The organism is Bradyrhizobium sp. AUGA SZCCT0160 (assembly GCF_018130105.1).
Lineage (GTDB): Bacteria > Pseudomonadota > Alphaproteobacteria > Rhizobiales > Xanthobacteraceae > Bradyrhizobium.
The window spans coordinates 65,018-79,988 of record NZ_JAFCMD010000020.1; the positions used below are offsets into that span (position 1 = coordinate 65,018).

Here is a 14,971-nt window from a genome sequence, read left to right on the forward strand (position 1 = left end):
GGATCTCAAGACGCTGGCGATGTTTCGTCGCGAGGGATCCGCCTGATGAGGCGTGCGATCAGACCTGCGCCGTCCAGGCGGAGCGACGGGCATGGTGTGAATTCGAAGTGCGGACCTGCCTGAGCCTGCGTCGTTTCCGATACGAGCACCACGACCTCATCCTCCGCCGCCGCCTCTTTGCCGCACTGCTCCAGGCGTTGCGCAGTGTTGACCGTACGGCCAATGATCGTGTAGTCGACCCGGCCCGAAAATCCGACGTTGCCAACGGCGACAGTACCGCTGTGGAGCCCGAGGCGCATGCGGCAGGCATGCAGGCCATTGGCACGGCGCTCCGCGTTGAAGGCGCTCACCTCTGCGGCTATGGCGAGCGCCGCACCGCAGGCATCGGCGGCGTGGTCGGGGCGCGGCTCCGGCGCGCCCCAAAAGGCCATGATGCTATCGCCGATGTATTTGTCGATCGTGCCACCGCTCTCCTCGATGAGCGGCCCGACGCGCGACAGGAGTTGGTTGAGATAGCTTACCACCTCGGCGGCGTGGCGGTCGGCCGAGTACGCCGTGTAGTTCTCAAGGTCGGTGAACAGCACCGTGACCTCGCGCGTCTCGGCTTCCGGCGCCCCGGCCATGCCATGAGCGACAAGGCGGCGCACGAGCGTCTTGGGCAGATAGGTTTCGAACCAGACCAGACCCGCCGCCATCCGCTCGAAGGCGCCGGCCGCCCGGTTGAGTTCACGCACGCGTCCGCGCGGGAGCCGCCGTACGCCGTCGAATTCCAGCGCCTCGATGCGCGCCGCCGCCTCTGCAAGTCCGAGCACCGGCCTTCCCAGCCGCCTCGCGATCATGATAGCCGCCCCCACCGCCAGGGCGAGCAGCACCAGACCGCCGAGCCCGGCACCAAGCACGAGCCAACGCTCCTGGCGCGTATCCGAGCCTCGATAATGCACCCCGACAATCCAGCCAACATCGCCGTAGCCCGCAATCTGCCGGTAAACATAAACGTGGCTGTCGAAGCCGCCGTCGCCCATCCAGGAGAAATGACCTTCAGAACGCCTGAACGGAGCGAGCGAGGACAGCGGGTTGGGCGCGCGCGCCCAGATATTGGCAAGCGCATTGTCCTTGTAGAAGCTATCGACCCGGGGCAGCGGATCTTCCACCCTGGCGCCCGCAATCGTTTTTGGCATCGACAGCGCCGGGTGGGCGAGGACGCGGTCGCGGCCCGAGAGGATGAAGGGCGTTTGACCGATCGCGCCTCCGATCTCGCCAACGTAGCGCGACAATTCCGCAACCGAGATCGCGGCCACCAGGACGCCAAGAAACGGCCCCGCGTCATCTTCACTTGCGCCGGCTGCGTTCTCAGTCGGCCCGCGTAGCGGCATTCTCAGTGCGAGAATGACCTGACCTTGCGCCAGCAGCGGGCTGACCAGCGGACCGAACCAGCGCGGCTCGGGATCGACCTGTGCGTCCTCGACGCTGCGCACGACCGCGGGAAAAACCGACGCATCCAACGTGTCGTAGCTGCGGCCGTCCGCGCGATCATAGCGGCGCACGCTAAAATTGGATCGCGTCACCGAGATGCCCACCACCTGCGGCGTCGCCGCCAACGCTCCCAGGACAAAACGCGCCATGCCTGCGTCGTCGTTAGGATCCAGTCGGCCCTCGCGGATCGCCGCGGCAAGGTAGGTCATCTGGGCGCGGACCGGATCCAGATGCGCGCTCAAGCGTTCGACCACCAGATCCAGCACAAGTTCGGAGCGGTCGCGCAGGAGACGGCCTGTGTTCTCTCGCGCGGCATAATAGCCAAGCGCCACGACGGGAAGCACTGCGGCGAGCACCAGTCCAATGAGAGTTAGCGACAGCAGCCACGTGATCGGCAGCCCTCCTTCTCGAGGAGGCGGCGCGGCACGTCGAATTGGCGTGGGGATGGTCATCAGCGGATCCAATGCCGGGCTTATTCCACGAACAGGTCCTGGTCCGGCAATGCCGTCCGAAAATCTACCGGTCGAGCCGATTGCACAAAATATAATTCATCCTCTCATGGCGAAACAATTCAACGTTATTGCCGGTCTTGTGGCGGGCTATATCGCCGCAGGGGTATTCAGGATGCCTCATCGGATCGGATACGCCTGACTGCAACGACGGTCATCGATTTGATCGAACTGCCACGGGGGACTTTGGTTGCGCTGGCGGCGTATCTTGCATTTGCGTACTATGCATACGTCGCCACCCGGAACATCCCTCTCCTCGGGAGACAATCATGACCACCTCCCCCTACCCCGATGGCGCCGGCTACGTCCGCGGACGCTATGTTCCGATCGCCGAGGCGACGCTGCCGGTGACCGATTGGGGTTTTACGCGCTCCGACGTCGTCTATGACGTCGTGCATGTATTCAAGGGTGGATTCTTCCGGCTCCGAGATCACCTCGACCGGTTCGAGCGCTCGATGGAAAAGCGGCGAATCCATCCGCCGGAAGACCGCGCCGCGATCGAGGCAATCCTGCATCGCTGTGTCGCGCTCACCGGTCTTGCGGATGCCTATGTCGCGATGGTGGCCTCGCGCGGACGGCCGCGGGTGATGGGATCGCGCCGGCCGGCGGATTGCGAAAACCATTTGATCGCCTATGCGCTGCCCTGGATCGACGTCGTGCCGAAAGATGTGCAGGCGCGCGGCGCGCATGTCTTCATCGCCTCGACGCCGCGCGTGCCCGACGCCTCGGTCGATCCCACGGTGAAGAACTACCAGTGGAACGACCTGACCTCCGGCCTGATGGAGGCGCACGATGCCGGTTTCGACACCGCCGTGCTGTGCGACGCGCAGGGTTTTCTTACCGAGGGGCCGGGCTTCAACGTCTTCGTCGTGCGCGACGGACGGGTGACGACGCCCGATCGCGGCAGCCTGCGCGGGATCACGCGGCAATCGGTGCTGGAACTGTGCGCCGAACTCGGCATCGAGGCGGCGGTCGAGCCGATCCCGCGATCGGCGCTCGACTACGCCGACGAGGTCTTTCTCGCGACCACCGCCGGCGGCGTCATGCCGGCGTCGCGCATCGGCGCGCGCATCCTCGGCAACGACCGGCCCGGGCCGATCTCGACGCGGCTCAAGGATATTTATTGGAAGAAGCACGACGAGGGCTGGCATCACACGCCGGTCCGGTACGAGATGGCCGAAGCGGGTGAATGAACGGCGCGCAGCCACAGTAGCCCCCGGATGCGCAGCGACATCCGGGTGCTTCCCAAGACCCGCATATCGCGGAGTTTATCGTCGGGCGCATTCGCGGGACCCGTTGGCTTCCGGCAATGGATGGATCCAAGGAAGCGGTGTCGATGGTTTCGCTCCATGGATCCGCGCATGGCCAACGACAGCCCCAGCTGTTCCAGCAGATGGCTGACGGTCCCTGCCGACCGCCGATTCGCTCCAGAGGGCCTTGCGGAGCACCCTCAGACGGACCTAGGGTGCCTCCTCGATCAAAACTAGGGAGTGCGGACGTGGCGACAGGTACTGTGAAGTGGTTCAACGCAACCAAGGGATTCGGGTTTATCCAGCCCGACAGCGGCGGCAAGGATGTGTTCGTGCATATCTCGGCGGTAGAAAAGGCCGGACTGAGTTCCCTGAATGAGGGCGCCAAGGTCAGCTACGAAGAAAAAGAAAACCGCGGCAAGACCTCGGCTGAAAATCTGAGAGTTGGCTAACGAAGATATTTCCCGCCGGTTCACGCCGGCGGGGGCTACGTCCCCACTCCTGCGATCCGGGCCGTCAAAACAGCCGCTTGCCCGGCCGGAGATGGTTGAACGCTTATCCTCGCAGCCTGCCGCAGCGGCATGCTGAATCAGCCGTTAACATAACCGCTCAAATCCGGGCGTCGGCCCACCGGCATTTTCCATTTCTCTGCGCTAGCGTTGCACCCAGAACGTGATGGAAGCAGGCGGCACCCTGTTGGTGCCGCGCTCGACATCGCGACCGGGGAAACGGGGAAGTGGCCGAGATTGCAGAGACATCGGTAGTCCGTCGTGCATCGCCAGGGGATGCCGCGCGCACGCGCGCGTCGGTGGCGTCTGCCGGTGCGCTGACGCCGCTTGCCGACATCCCCGCCGCCCAATGGCGCGCGCTGTCGGAGCGCGTCGCCGAGCCCAACGGCTATTACCTCCCGGAATGGGAATTGGCGGTCAACGCTTCCGCGCGCGGACGCGTCGGTGCTTCTGCATTGAGTGCCTGGAGCGATACCGCTGAGTTGACCGGGTTGATGCCGGTTATTTCGATGTGGCGCGCTTACAAGATTCCGCTGCCCGTTTGGGTCAGCGCCGATCCCTATGGCTCGCTGTCCACGCCGGTGCTGGGCCGCGATCATGCCGAGCAAGCTGCCGGGCGCCTGCTGGACGGCGCGCGCAAGGCCGGCGCTCACGCGCTGATGCTGCGCGACATGTCGCTGGACGGCGCCGCGATGAAGGCCTTCACCGCTGTCCTGGCCCGCGACGGCCTCACGCCGCGCGTGCTGCAGTCGCATGTCCGCGCCGCGCTCGATGCCACCCTCGACCCCGATGAGTTGCTGCGCGACGGGCTGGGACCGAAGAAACTGAAAGAGCTGCGCCGGCAGCGTAACCGGCTTGGCGACCATGGCGAGGTGCATTTCAACGTTGCGCGCACGCCCGCCGAGGTTACGGCCGCGCTCGAGACGTTCCTGGCGCTGGAAGCCAGCGGCTGGAAAGCCAAGCGCGGCACGGCATTGGTGCAGCACGCGGGCGATGCCGCCTTTATCCGCCGTGCCACTTGCGCGCTCGCGGCCACCGGCCAATGCGAGATCGTGACGTTGCGCGCCGGCGAGACGCCGGTGGCAGCAGCCATCGTGCTGCGGCATCAGGACCGTGCGTTCTATTTCAAGCTCGGCGTCGACGAACGCTTTTCGAGATTCTCGCCGGGCGTGCAGCTGACGCTCGATCTGACCCGGCATCTCTGCGCCGATCCCACAATTACGCTGGTCGATTCCACCGCCAATGCCGACCACCCCATGATCAATCCGATCTGGCGCGGACGGCTCGCGATCGGCGATGTGCTGATTCCGCTGCGGCGGGGCGACGTGGTCGCAACGCTGGCGCAAACCGCCTTGAGCTTGCGCAAGCTGGCCCGCGAGCCGGCGCGCCGCGCCATCCGTTTTATCAGAGAACGCCAGGAGAAATCCTCATGAATACCCAGACCGCCGTAGCGCCGGTGATTGCAGCCGACAACGATGCCTTGCGCCGCGACTTTCCGCTAAAACCGTTCGCGATCCGCCACAAGCTGGCCGGCCATCCGCTTCTGATGCTGCCGCGCATCGCGCAATTGGCTGCTGAGTTGCCGCGCGATCTGATCGAATACAATTCTGGCAAGGTCGCGATCAGCCAGGATCCCGACGCCATTCCCTCGGTTGATCTCGATCCCGTGGAAGTGGTGAAGAGCATCGAGACCGCCGGCGCCTGGATGGTGCTCAAGCGGGTGGAGAATTCACCGGAATATCGCCAGCTGCTCGAAGACACCCTGCTCTCGGTGGCGCGCGCCCGCGGCTTCAACAGCTTAGCCGACGCCGGCTTCGAACAGCTCGAGGGTTTCCTGTTCGTGTCCTCGCCGAATTCGACCACGCCGTTCCATCTCGACAGCGAAGACAATTTCTTCGTGCACATCCACGGCGAAAAATTCTTCACGATCCTGGACAATACCGACCGCAGCATCATCTCCGACGACGAGATCGAGCGCTCGATGACCAAGCATCGCAATTTGAAATATGACGAGAGCTTTGCCGCCCGAGGCAAGGAATTTCATCTGTTCGCCGGCGACGGCTGCTACGTGCCGTATCAGTGGCCGCATTGGGTGCGCACCGCCGACCAGTTCTCGATCTCGATGGCGATCACCTGGAAGACGCGCGAAGTGCGCCGCCTCAACGATCTGCACTTCTTCAATTCGATGCTGCGCGGCATCGGTCTGCCGCAGCAGCCGCCCGGCCGGCAGCCGGTTCGCGACGCGGTCAAGCTCGCCTTCTACCGCACGGTGACATCAGCGATCAAACCGCTCCGCGCCTCGATGGCGATGCGCCGCGTGCTGCGCCGCATCGCGCTGGGGAAACGGGCGAATTATTATTTGAAGGGGACGTGATGCTTTTGCTGTCATGGCCGGGCTTGTCCCGGGCATCCACGTCTACGCTTCACTGAAGCAAGAAAGACGTGGATGGCCGGGACAAGCCCGGCCATGACGAAGAGTGTCGCGTCTACTTCAACGGCGAGTGCGGCGCCGGCAGCATGATGGTCGAGTGCATCTCTTCCAGAAAGCTTGGGCCCTTGCCCAAAAATTCCTGCCAGGCCGGATCGTTCAGGGCGTTGCCACGCGCTTGTGCGCGCGCGTTGAGGTCAGGGTAGGCCCAGATGTGGCAGGCTTCGTTGGGCTCGCCTGCCTCGGTCAGCCAGAGGCCGACGATCTTTGAATATTTCTCGCGTTCCGGCAGCACCGCGGTGAACGCATCGAGCCATTGCTTGATGCCGCCTGCCGGCTTGCCGCGGTAGTTGCGCAGTTCATAGACATTGCCCGCGGATGCCGGGGCCACCGGCGGCTTCACCGCGTTCATCAGGCGGACGTCCTGACGAACCAGCAGCGGACGGATCAGCGGAATGTACTCGGCCGTCCAGCGCGGATTCTTGGAGAGCTCGGCGCGAAGCTTCGCGCGCTCCTCGAAACTGTTGTAGCTCCACATGTGCAGGACCTGGTTGAGCGGCCCGATCTCGGTCATCCAGTAGCCTTCGAGCTTGCCGTAGTCGTTCTTGCGGATGTCAGCCGACACCGTGCTCGCCGCTTTCACCATATCGCCGAGCGTGCCGGGCTTTACGGTGTAGGTTCGCAGTTCGTAGATCATGGGGTTTCCTCGGAGTTCACTTTTCTAATCGTCATGGCCGGGCTTGTCCCGGCCATCCACGAATTTCTTGTTGTGCCCGCATAAGGACGTGGATGCCCGGGACAAGCCCGGGCATGACGAACTCAGCAAACGTCCGGCCTATTCCGCCGCCTGCGCGTTGATCTCGCCCGACACCTGACGGATGGCGCGGGCGAGTTGGTCGGCGGGCTGGGCGCCTGATATCGCGTACTTCTGCGCCAGCACGAAGGTCGGCACGCCGGAGATGCCCTTGTCGGAGGCTTCCTGGGCCTGGCCCGAGATCAGCGCAAGGTCCTCGTCGGTGGCAAGGCGCTTGCGCACGTCGTCGGCATCGAGGCCGATATCGGCGGCGGCCTGCACCAGCACGTCGACGTCGGTAAGATCGCCGCCGTCGCGAAAATACAACTCCATCAGGCGCTGCTTCATCTCGCCGGATTTGCCCTGCGCTTCCGCCCAGTGGATCAGGCGGTGGCAATCGGTGGTGTTGGGCTGGCGCTTCACGAGCTCGGGCCGATAGGTCAGGCCCTCTTCGCCCGCGGCCGTGACGACGCGGCCGGCGATGCTCTTGTAGGCTTCGACCGAGCCGAACTTGGCGGTAAGATATTCGTCGCGGCTGATGCCCTCGCGCGGCACCCAATTATTGAGGAAGAACGGCCGCCAGCGCACCTCGACCGGCACATCCGGCACCAGCGCCAGCGCGTTCTCGATCCGGCGCTTGCCGATATAGCACCACGGACAGACCACGTCGGAGACGATGTCGATCTTCAGTGGTTTCAAGCTCATGGCGCGGCTCCCAAGGTGGCGGCAAATGATGGCCGGAAAGTAAGCCGATTGAGGCCCGGGGCAAGGCCCCGCGCCGCATGCCGCCATTACATAACCTCCGCGGTTATTGTGGCCGCGGACAGGCGTCCGTAGAAATCGGGCAACGATTCAACCGCGGAGACCTGCCATGACCTCCATTTTCAAGCCGGAAGGCCCCCTCTTTCGCGCCAGCGAGCATGCCGGCGGGCCGTGGTCGCCGGATATGCTGCAGGGCAGCGCGACCACGGCGCTGATGACGCGCGAGGTCGAGCGGCTGGCCAGCGCATCCGGATTTGCCGTGCGCCGCCTCACCTTCGATCTGTGGCGCCCGGCCGGGTTGCGCGCCTTCGGCGTTGAGACCGAGATGCTGCGCGACGGCCGCAAGGCCAAGACCATCCAGGTCCGGCTGGCCGACGGCGACACCGAGATCGGCCGCTGCACGGCCTTGCTGACCGCACAGGGCAACGAGTCGCCCGCCGATCCCTACTCCAGGAGTTCGGCCAACGATGCGCCGCCGGAACAAGGTACGCCGCCGCCCGCCTTCGCGCAGAAATGGAGCCGCTATTTCCAGAACGTCTCGGTGCGCCTCATCGAAGGCGCGCTGGAAAAGCCGGGACCGGCCGCGGCATGGATGCGGCTCGATGTGCCCATGGTCGAGGGCGAGGCCAACACGCCGCTGTTGCAGGCGGTGCAGGCCGCGGATTTTGCCTCAGGCGTCGGCCAGATCGTCGACATGCGCGAATGGACGTTCATCAATCCCGAGATCAGCCTCTACTTCTTCCGCCCGCCCGAGGGCGAATGGATCCTGATCCGCTCGCGCACCCGCGCCGGCGCCAATGGCGCGGGGCTGACGATGGCAACCCTGAGCGACCGCAAGGGTGCGTTCGCCGAAGTGCTGCAGGCGATGACGTTCGAGCGGCGCGAGGCGCAGGCGCAGGCGTCGTGAGGGTTGGTTGATTCTCCGTCATGGCCGGGCTTGTCCCGGCCATCCACGTCTTTCTGGCCGCGAGACCGCAAAGACGTGGATGCCCGGCACAAGGCCGGGCATGACGACGTTTGGCGTTTCAAGGCGCCAGATACTGCAGCAGCCTTGGATCGTCGCGGACTTCCTGCGCCGGTCCTGATAGCGCGACCCTGCCGCGGTCGAGCACGAAGGCGCGGTCCGCGACGCGGAGCGCGAGATCGAGATGCTGCTCGACGATCACGATGGCGATATCCTTCGCCAGCAGGATCAGGCGCTCGGTGATTTCCTCGATCACACCGATCCAGACGCCTTCGGTCGGCTCGTCCAGCAACAACACCCGCGGGTTCGACAACAGCGCGCGGCCGATCGCGAGCATCTTGCGTTCGCCGCCGGACAATGTGCCGGCAACCTGATCCATGCGCTGGCCGAGCTTTGGAAAAATCTCCAGCACGCGGTTGACGGCCTGGCTGTCGCGGTTGGTCAATGCGCCGACGGCGAGATTGTCGCGCACCGACAGCCTGCCGAACACCGAGTGCTCCTGCGGGACGTAGCCGAGGCCGAGGCGGATACGCTGCTCGGTCGGCAGCGCGCCGACGCTGCGGCCATCGAGACTGACGGCGCCTGAGAGCAGCGGCAATTCGCCGACGATGGCCTTCATCAGCGTGGTCTTGCCGGCGCCGTTGCGGCCGAGAATGGCGACGCCGCCCCGCCACGGCACCGCCATGCTGACGCCGAACAGCACCTGGCTGCGGCCATAGCCGGCGTCGACGCTTTGGATGTCGAGATATCTGTCCTTATCAGGCACGGCGGAGATAGACCTCCTGCACCCGGGCGCTCGACTGGATATGCGACACCGAACCGCAATCGAGCACGCTGCCCTGGTCGAGCACGGTCAGCCGGTCGCAGATGTCCCGGATGAAATCGAGGTCGTGCTCGACGATGACGAGGGAGCATTTTTTCTTGATCGGCTGCAGGAGTTCGCCGGTCACCCGGCGTTCCTCGAGGCTCATGCCGCCGGTCGGCTCGTCCAGCAGAAGAAGTTTTGGTTCGGGCGCCAGCGCCATTGCGATTTCAAGCCATTGCTGCTGGCCATGCGACAGCGCGGACGCCGGCTCCGCCGCGCGATCGACCAGACGGAACTGCTCGAGCATCGCCATGGCGCGATCGTGCAGCACGCCGCGGCTGCGCGAAAACACCAGGCTGGGCAGCGAGCACTGGGCCTGCAGCGCCAGCAGAATGTTGTCGTACAGCGTCAATGCCGGCAGCACACTGGTGATCTGGAACTTCAGACTCATGCCGGCGCGCGCCCGCTCCGCCGGCGACGCCTGCGAGATATCGCGGCCGCCGAACGTCACCGTGCCCGAGGTCGGGATCTCGGCCCCGGCGACGCATTTCATCAGCGTGCTCTTGCCCGAACCGTTGGGTCCGATCAGGCCGTGGAATTCGTTTTCGAAAACAGTGAGATCGGCGCCGTTCAGCGCCGTCAGCTTGCCGAAAATCTTGATCAGGCCGCGCGCTTCAAGAAGAGCCACGATCGCCCTCCTCCGGCAGCCGGCCGAAATTGCCGACACGCTCGCGCTCGCTCAGGATCAGGCTGACCAGGCCGGCCGGGCGAAACAGGATGACCAGCAGCAGCAATACGCCGAGGATGATCGGCCAGATGTCCTGATAGGAGTTCGACAGCCAGAAACTGACCGCCTCTATCGCGACCGTGCCGATCACCGCGCCGATCAGCGTGCCGGAGCCGCCGAACAAAACGTAGAGTACCACCTGCGTCGAGATCACCACGCCCAGCATGTTGGGCCAAACGAACCCTTCGTGAAACGCATAAAGACTGCCCGCGAGCCCCGCGACGGCGCCGGCAAAGGAAAAGATGATCGCCTTGAGGCGCTGCACCTGATAGCCGAAGAAGGCGATCCGCTGCTCGTTCTCGCGCAGACCTGCCAGCGCCAGACCGAATTGCGATCGCACCAGAAAACGGCACAGCAGGTAGACCGCCAGCAGAATACCGAGCGTCAGGTAGTAATAGACCGGCCCTTCCGTGATGTCGTAGCTGCCGAGGGACATCGGCGGGATCGAGGGAATGCCGTTCTGGCCGCCGAGATAATACCAGCCCCGCGCCACGCGGTCGGCCGCGTAGGAGCCGGTCAGCGTGCCCAATGAGACAAAAATCACGCTGGATGGATGACGTCCGAGCAGCAGAAACCCGCCGAGCAGCAGCGCAAAGGCAAAACCGATCAAAAGCCCGGCCGGCAGGACGAGCAGGATCGACGTCACGCCGAGGTCGCGCGCAATCAGCGCCACGCCATAACCGGCGGTGCCGAAGAACACGGCCTGTCCAAAGCTCATGATGCCGGCATATCCCCACACCAGATCGAACGAGAGCGCAAACAGGCACAGGATCAGGACCCGCGTGGCGTAGATCGTCAGATAGTCCTTGAGGACGAACGGCAGCAGCACGGCGATCACCAGTACCGCGACTTCAATGATCGGCAGCACTCGCCATCGGCGCTGGCGGCCGACCCGACCGGGAAGCGGCAGCGACGTCGTCTGTGTCGTTTCTGTCATCAAATGGCCAGCAAACCTGCTCCGGAGTTAACGGTGGCTTTCGGCCGCCGCAGCGCCACGCTCAGCATTACATCAGCATTCTTTGGGATCGACGAGGCCGGCGCTGCGCGCGACGATCTCATAATTGCCGCCCTTGGCAACCGCCGTGTACATCTTCATCTTGCAATGCCGCTTGCCGGGAACCATTTCCGCGGGCCCGCCGGGACCTTCGGCGATCTTGGCGTGATCCAGCGCCGCCGCGACCCCGTCGCGATCAATCTTGCCGGCCTCCTTGACCGCCGCCTCCCACAGTTTAAGGCCACGATAGGTCCCGGTCGCGGCACTGCCCGCGGCGAACAGGAACGTGCCCGGGAACTGCTTTTCGTAAGCTGCATGAAGTTTGGCGCTGAAGGGGTCTTCAGGCGTGAGCGCCTTGAAATAGTCGAGGCAGCTCGCAAGTCCCTCGATCTCGGCCGCCTGGTTGATGTTGAGCGTGTTCTCGTCGTAGTAGACGCAGGATAGCCGGCCGCCATTCTTGAGGAACCCCGCCTCGTAAAGCTGCTTGAAAAACGGCCCGACCCCAGGCGGGATCACGGTGTTGAACACCACGTCGACCTTGTTGGAGATGACCCGGTTCACCGTGGCGCTGAAGTCGATCTGGTCGAGCGGATAATATTCTTCGAAGACCACCTCGCCGCCATTGGCCTCGATCACCTTGCGGGCATAGACGTTCAGGGTGTGCGGCCAGACATAGTTGGCGCTCGGCAGCGCGAACCGCTTGCCGCCGTTCTTGATCAGCCAGGGGATGAACTCGTCGCACTGCTGCGCCGGCGTCGGGCCGGTACAGAACAGATAGGGCGTGCACTCCTTGCCCTCGTAGAGCTGCGGGTAGATGTAGAGCGTCTTGCCGCGCGCGACGATGACGTCCTTGATGGCGTTGCGCATCGAGCTGGTGATGCCGCCCAGCACCAGATCGACCTTGTCGCGCTGGATCAGTTTCCGGACGTTGCCGACCGCGACCGATTCATTCGACGCGGTGTCCTCGATGAACAATTCCAGCGGCCGGCCGAGCAAGCCGCCGGAATCGTTGATTTCCTTGACCACCATCTTTGCGACGTTCGCATCCGCGTTGCCGGCGTAACCGATCGGGCCGGTCAAGTCGGTCGCGATGCCGACCTTGATCGGGGCGGCCGCGGCGTTCGCCCAATCGGGGCGAACGACCCAACTGCCGACACCGGTGGCAATGGCGGTGCTGGCAAAGGCGAAGTTGGAGAGGAACCGCCGGCGGTTGAGATGGCTGTGATCGCTGGACATGGACTAGACCCCTTTTCCTGAAATCAGGCCTTGCGGCCGAAACTTGATGAAGATGATGGCAAGTACGAACACGAGGACGTCGGCAATCACCGGCGGGATGATCCAGGGCAGCGCCGCGGCGAGCGTGCCGATGACGCCGGCGCCCGCGACCGGTCCGGCGAACGAGCCGACCCCGCCGACCATGACGGCAACGAACCCCTGGATCAGGAAGCGCAGGCCGAGATCGGCAAACAGCGAGAACACCGGCACGATCAGCGCCCCCGCAAGGCCTGCAAGCGCGGCGCCGAAGGCAAAGGTGGCGCCATAGATCGCATTGGTCGAAATGCCGGAGGCACGGGCCAGCGCGGGGTTTTCCAGCGAGGCACGAATGCGCAGTCCGAAGGCGGTGCGCGCCAGCAGCAGATAGCTGCCGATCATCACCAGCGCCGTGATCAGGATGATCACCAGCCGCCAGCTGGAAAAATGCATGGTCCCGATATTGACCGAACCGCCGAGCGGCTCCGGGACCGACAGATAGAGCCCGCCGATCAGACCGCGGACGATTTCGCGGATGATCAGCCCGAGCGCGTAGGTGCCCAGCATCGCCACGATCGGTGCGGCGTAAAATCGCCGGACGATGCTCCGCTCCAGCACAAATCCCAGCGCGCCGACGACGAAGGGGGCGGCCGCCATGCCGATCCAGACCGGCGCGCCCGCGCTGTGCACGATATAGGTGACGTAAGCGCCGAGCAGGACGAACTCGCCCTGCGCGAAGTTGAAGATGCCCATCATGCTGGCGATGATTCCGAGTCCCAGCACGACCAGAACGACGATCGCGCCGAAACTCAGGATCTCGAACAGTGCGACGAACAGGTTATCCATATGCCATCACCAGCAGCATTGCGGCGTTCGGCTGCTTACATTTTCTTCCAGTCTCCCGCCTGCTCGAAGGCGTGCGCCGCGCGATAGATGGTCATTTCATCGAAATGCCGGCCGACCAGCATCAGCCCGACCGGAAGGCCGTCGACCATGCCGCAGGGAATCGACATCGCCGGGTGATGCGTGATGTCGAACGGCGCGGTGTTGGTGATCATCTCGAAAGCGCGCTGGCACACCTCCTCCCGGGAGGCGCCGGGCGCCGGCAGCGGCGTCGCCTTCATCGGCGTTGTCGGCATCAACAGCAGATCGTAGTTCGCCAGCACCTTGTCATAGGCGGCGGTGATACGCCGCGAGATGTTGACGGATTTGCCGTAGTAGCGCGGCCCGAAATTATTGTTGATGTAGACGCCGAGCATCAGGAACAGTTTTGTCGTTTCCGACAGCGAGTCCGCCTGCCCGCGCCAGCCGCGATGAAAATCCATCAGTGACGTCGAGTACAGATCGGCACGGCTGAGACCATAGCCGTCGCCGAACATCATGGTCTGGGCGATGCCTTCGGCGCCAATCGGCGTCCAGACCGCCGGCGCCACCATGTGGAGCGGGATTGAAACCTGTTCGACTGTCGCGCCGAGGCTCGCCAGCCGCTTCGCCGCTTCCATCACGCTCCGGTTGACGTCGGCTTCGGCGCCGGCCTGCTCAAAACCTTCCTTGACGATGGCGATCTTCATGCCCTTGATGCCGGCGCCCAGCGCCTTGGTGTAGTTCTGCACCTCGGGCGACTTGATCCGGGGATCATAGCCGTCGTCACCGGCGATCACTTCGAGCAGCAAGGCATTGTCGGCGACGTTTGCGGTCATCGGCCCGGTGTGATCGACGAAGATCTCGATCGGCATGATGCCGGTATAGGGCACCAGACCCCAGGTCGGCTTCATGCCGTAGGTGCCGCTGAACGACGACGGCATCCGGATCGATCCGCCCTGGTCGCCGCCGATCGCCATGTCGACTTCGCCGAGCGCGACCACGACCGCGCTGCCGGACGACGATCCGCCGGCGGAATAACCCATCTTGTGCGGGTTATGCACCGGACCGGTCGCATTGGTATGGCTGCCGCCGGAGATGCAGAAGTTCTCGCAATGCACCTTGCCGGCAATGTCGGCGCCGGCATCGAGCATGCGGGTAACGATGGTGGCGTCGAAATCCGGCACATAGCCTTCGAGCGTTGCGGAGCCGTTCATCATGGGCACGCCAGCCAGCATGATGTTGTCCTTCAGCGCCACGACCTTGCCCTTCAGCTTGCCGCTGGCGGCGCCCTTGACGGTCGATTTGCGGTACCAGGCGTTGCGCGTATTTTCTTCCGGCGACGGGCGATAGCCAGGGGTCCGCGGGTACTTCACGATCGGGACTTCGTCGGCCATCGCGCCGACGGCGTTGTAGGCATCGACCGAGCCCTGCATCAACCCACGGAAGGAAGCGACGTCCTCATCGGTCAAGGCCAGACCGCATTGGTCGGCAACCGCGCGCAGTTGGTCGGGAGTAGGAAGCGCTACTGTCACGATGGATTCTCCTGTTTCTTTGACGGCTCGCGAAGGAAATTTGCTGAGGG

At 64.2% G+C, this 14,971-nt stretch carries 14 protein-coding genes; 5 read left to right on the plus strand and 9 right to left on the minus strand.

Going from position 1 to position 14,971, the window contains the following annotated elements:
* Positions 1-5: 5 nt before the first annotated feature.
* Positions 6-1,925: an adenylate/guanylate cyclase domain-containing protein gene (locus tag JQ558_RS27400; protein ID WP_212295725.1), complete on the minus strand. Its 1,920-nt coding sequence runs from the start codon at positions 1,923-1,925 to the stop codon at positions 6-8.
* Between the two features lie 326 nt (positions 1,926-2,251).
* Here JQ558_RS27400 and JQ558_RS27405 point away from each other — a divergent pair, with 326 nt between their 5' ends.
* The 4 genes from JQ558_RS27405 (at position 2,252) to JQ558_RS27420 (ending at position 6,115) form a co-directional block, all read left to right on the plus strand.
* A complete protein-coding gene (locus tag JQ558_RS27405; protein WP_212295726.1) occupies positions 2,252-3,175 on the plus strand; it encodes an aminotransferase class IV in 924 nt (307 codons plus the stop codon).
* A gap of 305 nt (positions 3,176-3,480) precedes the next feature.
* The gene (locus JQ558_RS27410) at positions 3,481-3,684 is read left to right on the plus strand and encodes a cold-shock protein (protein ID WP_192734282.1); all 204 of its coding nucleotides are present in this window, start codon (positions 3,481-3,483) and stop codon (positions 3,682-3,684) included.
* 284 nt (positions 3,685-3,968) lie between these two features.
* Positions 3,969-5,174 (plus strand): GNAT family N-acetyltransferase, encoded by a 1,206-nt coding sequence (locus JQ558_RS27415; protein ID WP_212295727.1) that lies wholly within the window; start codon positions 3,969-3,971, stop codon positions 5,172-5,174.
* On the plus strand, positions 5,171-6,115 hold the full coding sequence (locus JQ558_RS27420; RefSeq protein ID WP_212295728.1) for a cupin-like domain-containing protein: 945 nt from the start codon (positions 5,171-5,173) through the stop codon (positions 6,113-6,115). The genes JQ558_RS27415 and JQ558_RS27420 overlap by 4 nt, the downstream gene beginning before the upstream one ends.
* Positions 6,116-6,227: 112 nt before the next feature.
* On the opposite strand, the gene JQ558_RS27425 is transcribed toward JQ558_RS27420, so the two are convergent.
* Both JQ558_RS27425 and JQ558_RS27430 read right to left on the minus strand, forming a co-directional pair.
* The gene (locus JQ558_RS27425) at positions 6,228-6,866 is read right to left on the minus strand and encodes an NIPSNAP family protein (RefSeq protein WP_212295729.1); all 639 of its coding nucleotides are present in this window, start codon (positions 6,864-6,866) and stop codon (positions 6,228-6,230) included.
* 138 nt (positions 6,867-7,004) lie between these two features.
* Entirely contained in the window at positions 7,005-7,667 is a 663-nt protein-coding gene (locus tag JQ558_RS27430) for a DsbA family protein (protein WP_212295730.1), read from the minus strand.
* Positions 7,668-7,833: 166 nt separating this feature from the next.
* On the opposite strand from JQ558_RS27430, the gene JQ558_RS27435 reads away from it, so the two are divergent.
* Positions 7,834-8,631 carry a thioesterase family protein gene (locus JQ558_RS27435; protein ID WP_212295731.1) on the plus strand — a complete coding sequence of 266 codons (798 nt, stop codon included), beginning with the start codon at positions 7,834-7,836 and terminating at the stop codon, positions 8,629-8,631.
* Between the two features lie 118 nt (positions 8,632-8,749).
* Here JQ558_RS27435 and JQ558_RS27440 read toward each other — a convergent pair whose 3' ends face one another.
* From JQ558_RS27440 to JQ558_RS27465, 6 genes are all read right to left on the minus strand, one after another.
* Positions 8,750-9,373 (minus strand): ABC transporter ATP-binding protein, encoded by a 624-nt coding sequence (locus JQ558_RS27440; protein WP_249142663.1) that lies wholly within the window; start codon positions 9,371-9,373, stop codon positions 8,750-8,752.
* Between the two features lie 73 nt (positions 9,374-9,446).
* Positions 9,447-10,181, minus strand: a complete 735-nt coding sequence (locus JQ558_RS27445) for an ABC transporter ATP-binding protein (protein ID WP_212295733.1) — start codon at positions 10,179-10,181, stop codon at positions 9,447-9,449.
* The gene (locus tag JQ558_RS27450; protein ID WP_212295734.1) at positions 10,168-11,217 is read right to left on the minus strand and encodes a branched-chain amino acid ABC transporter permease; all 1,050 of its coding nucleotides are present in this window, start codon (positions 11,215-11,217) and stop codon (positions 10,168-10,170) included. Before JQ558_RS27450 ends, JQ558_RS27445 begins: the two co-directional genes overlap by 14 nt.
* Positions 11,218-11,289: 72 nt before the next feature.
* Positions 11,290-12,510 (minus strand): substrate-binding protein, encoded by a 1,221-nt coding sequence (locus JQ558_RS27455; protein WP_212295735.1) that lies wholly within the window; start codon positions 12,508-12,510, stop codon positions 11,290-11,292.
* Positions 12,511-12,513: 3 nt separating this feature from the next.
* Positions 12,514-13,371, minus strand: a complete 858-nt coding sequence (locus tag JQ558_RS27460) for a branched-chain amino acid ABC transporter permease (RefSeq protein ID WP_212204436.1) — start codon at positions 13,369-13,371, stop codon at positions 12,514-12,516.
* Between the two features lie 35 nt (positions 13,372-13,406).
* On the minus strand, positions 13,407-14,921 hold the full coding sequence (locus JQ558_RS27465; RefSeq protein WP_212295736.1) for an amidase: 1,515 nt from the start codon (positions 14,919-14,921) through the stop codon (positions 13,407-13,409).
* Positions 14,922-14,971: the final 50 nt, after the last annotated feature.

Coding starts and splice junctions, on each gene's coding strand:
- JQ558_RS27450 (WP_212295734.1), bottom strand. CDS start 11,217: ATGACAGAAACGACACAGACGACGTCGCTGCCGCTTCCCGGTCGGGTC.
- JQ558_RS27420 (WP_212295728.1), top strand. CDS start 5,171: ATGAATACCCAGACCGCCGTAGCGCCGGTGATTGCAGCCGACAACGAT.
- JQ558_RS27405 (WP_212295726.1), top strand. CDS start 2,252: ATGACCACCTCCCCCTACCCCGATGGCGCCGGCTACGTCCGCGGACGC.
- JQ558_RS27440 (WP_249142663.1), bottom strand. CDS start 9,373: ATGGCGGTGCCGTGGCGGGGCGGCGTCGCCATTCTCGGCCGCAACGGC.
- JQ558_RS27460 (WP_212204436.1), bottom strand. CDS start 13,371: ATGGATAACCTGTTCGTCGCACTGTTCGAGATCCTGAGTTTCGGCGCG.
- JQ558_RS27425 (WP_212295729.1), bottom strand. CDS start 6,866: ATGATCTACGAACTGCGAACCTACACCGTAAAGCCCGGCACGCTCGGC.
- JQ558_RS27430 (WP_212295730.1), bottom strand. CDS start 7,667: ATGAGCTTGAAACCACTGAAGATCGACATCGTCTCCGACGTGGTCTGT.
- JQ558_RS27435 (WP_212295731.1), top strand. CDS start 7,834: ATGACCTCCATTTTCAAGCCGGAAGGCCCCCTCTTTCGCGCCAGCGAG.
- JQ558_RS27455 (WP_212295735.1), bottom strand. CDS start 12,510: ATGTCCAGCGATCACAGCCATCTCAACCGCCGGCGGTTCCTCTCCAAC.
- JQ558_RS27400 (WP_212295725.1), bottom strand. CDS start 1,925: ATGACCATCCCCACGCCAATTCGACGTGCCGCGCCGCCTCCTCGAGAA.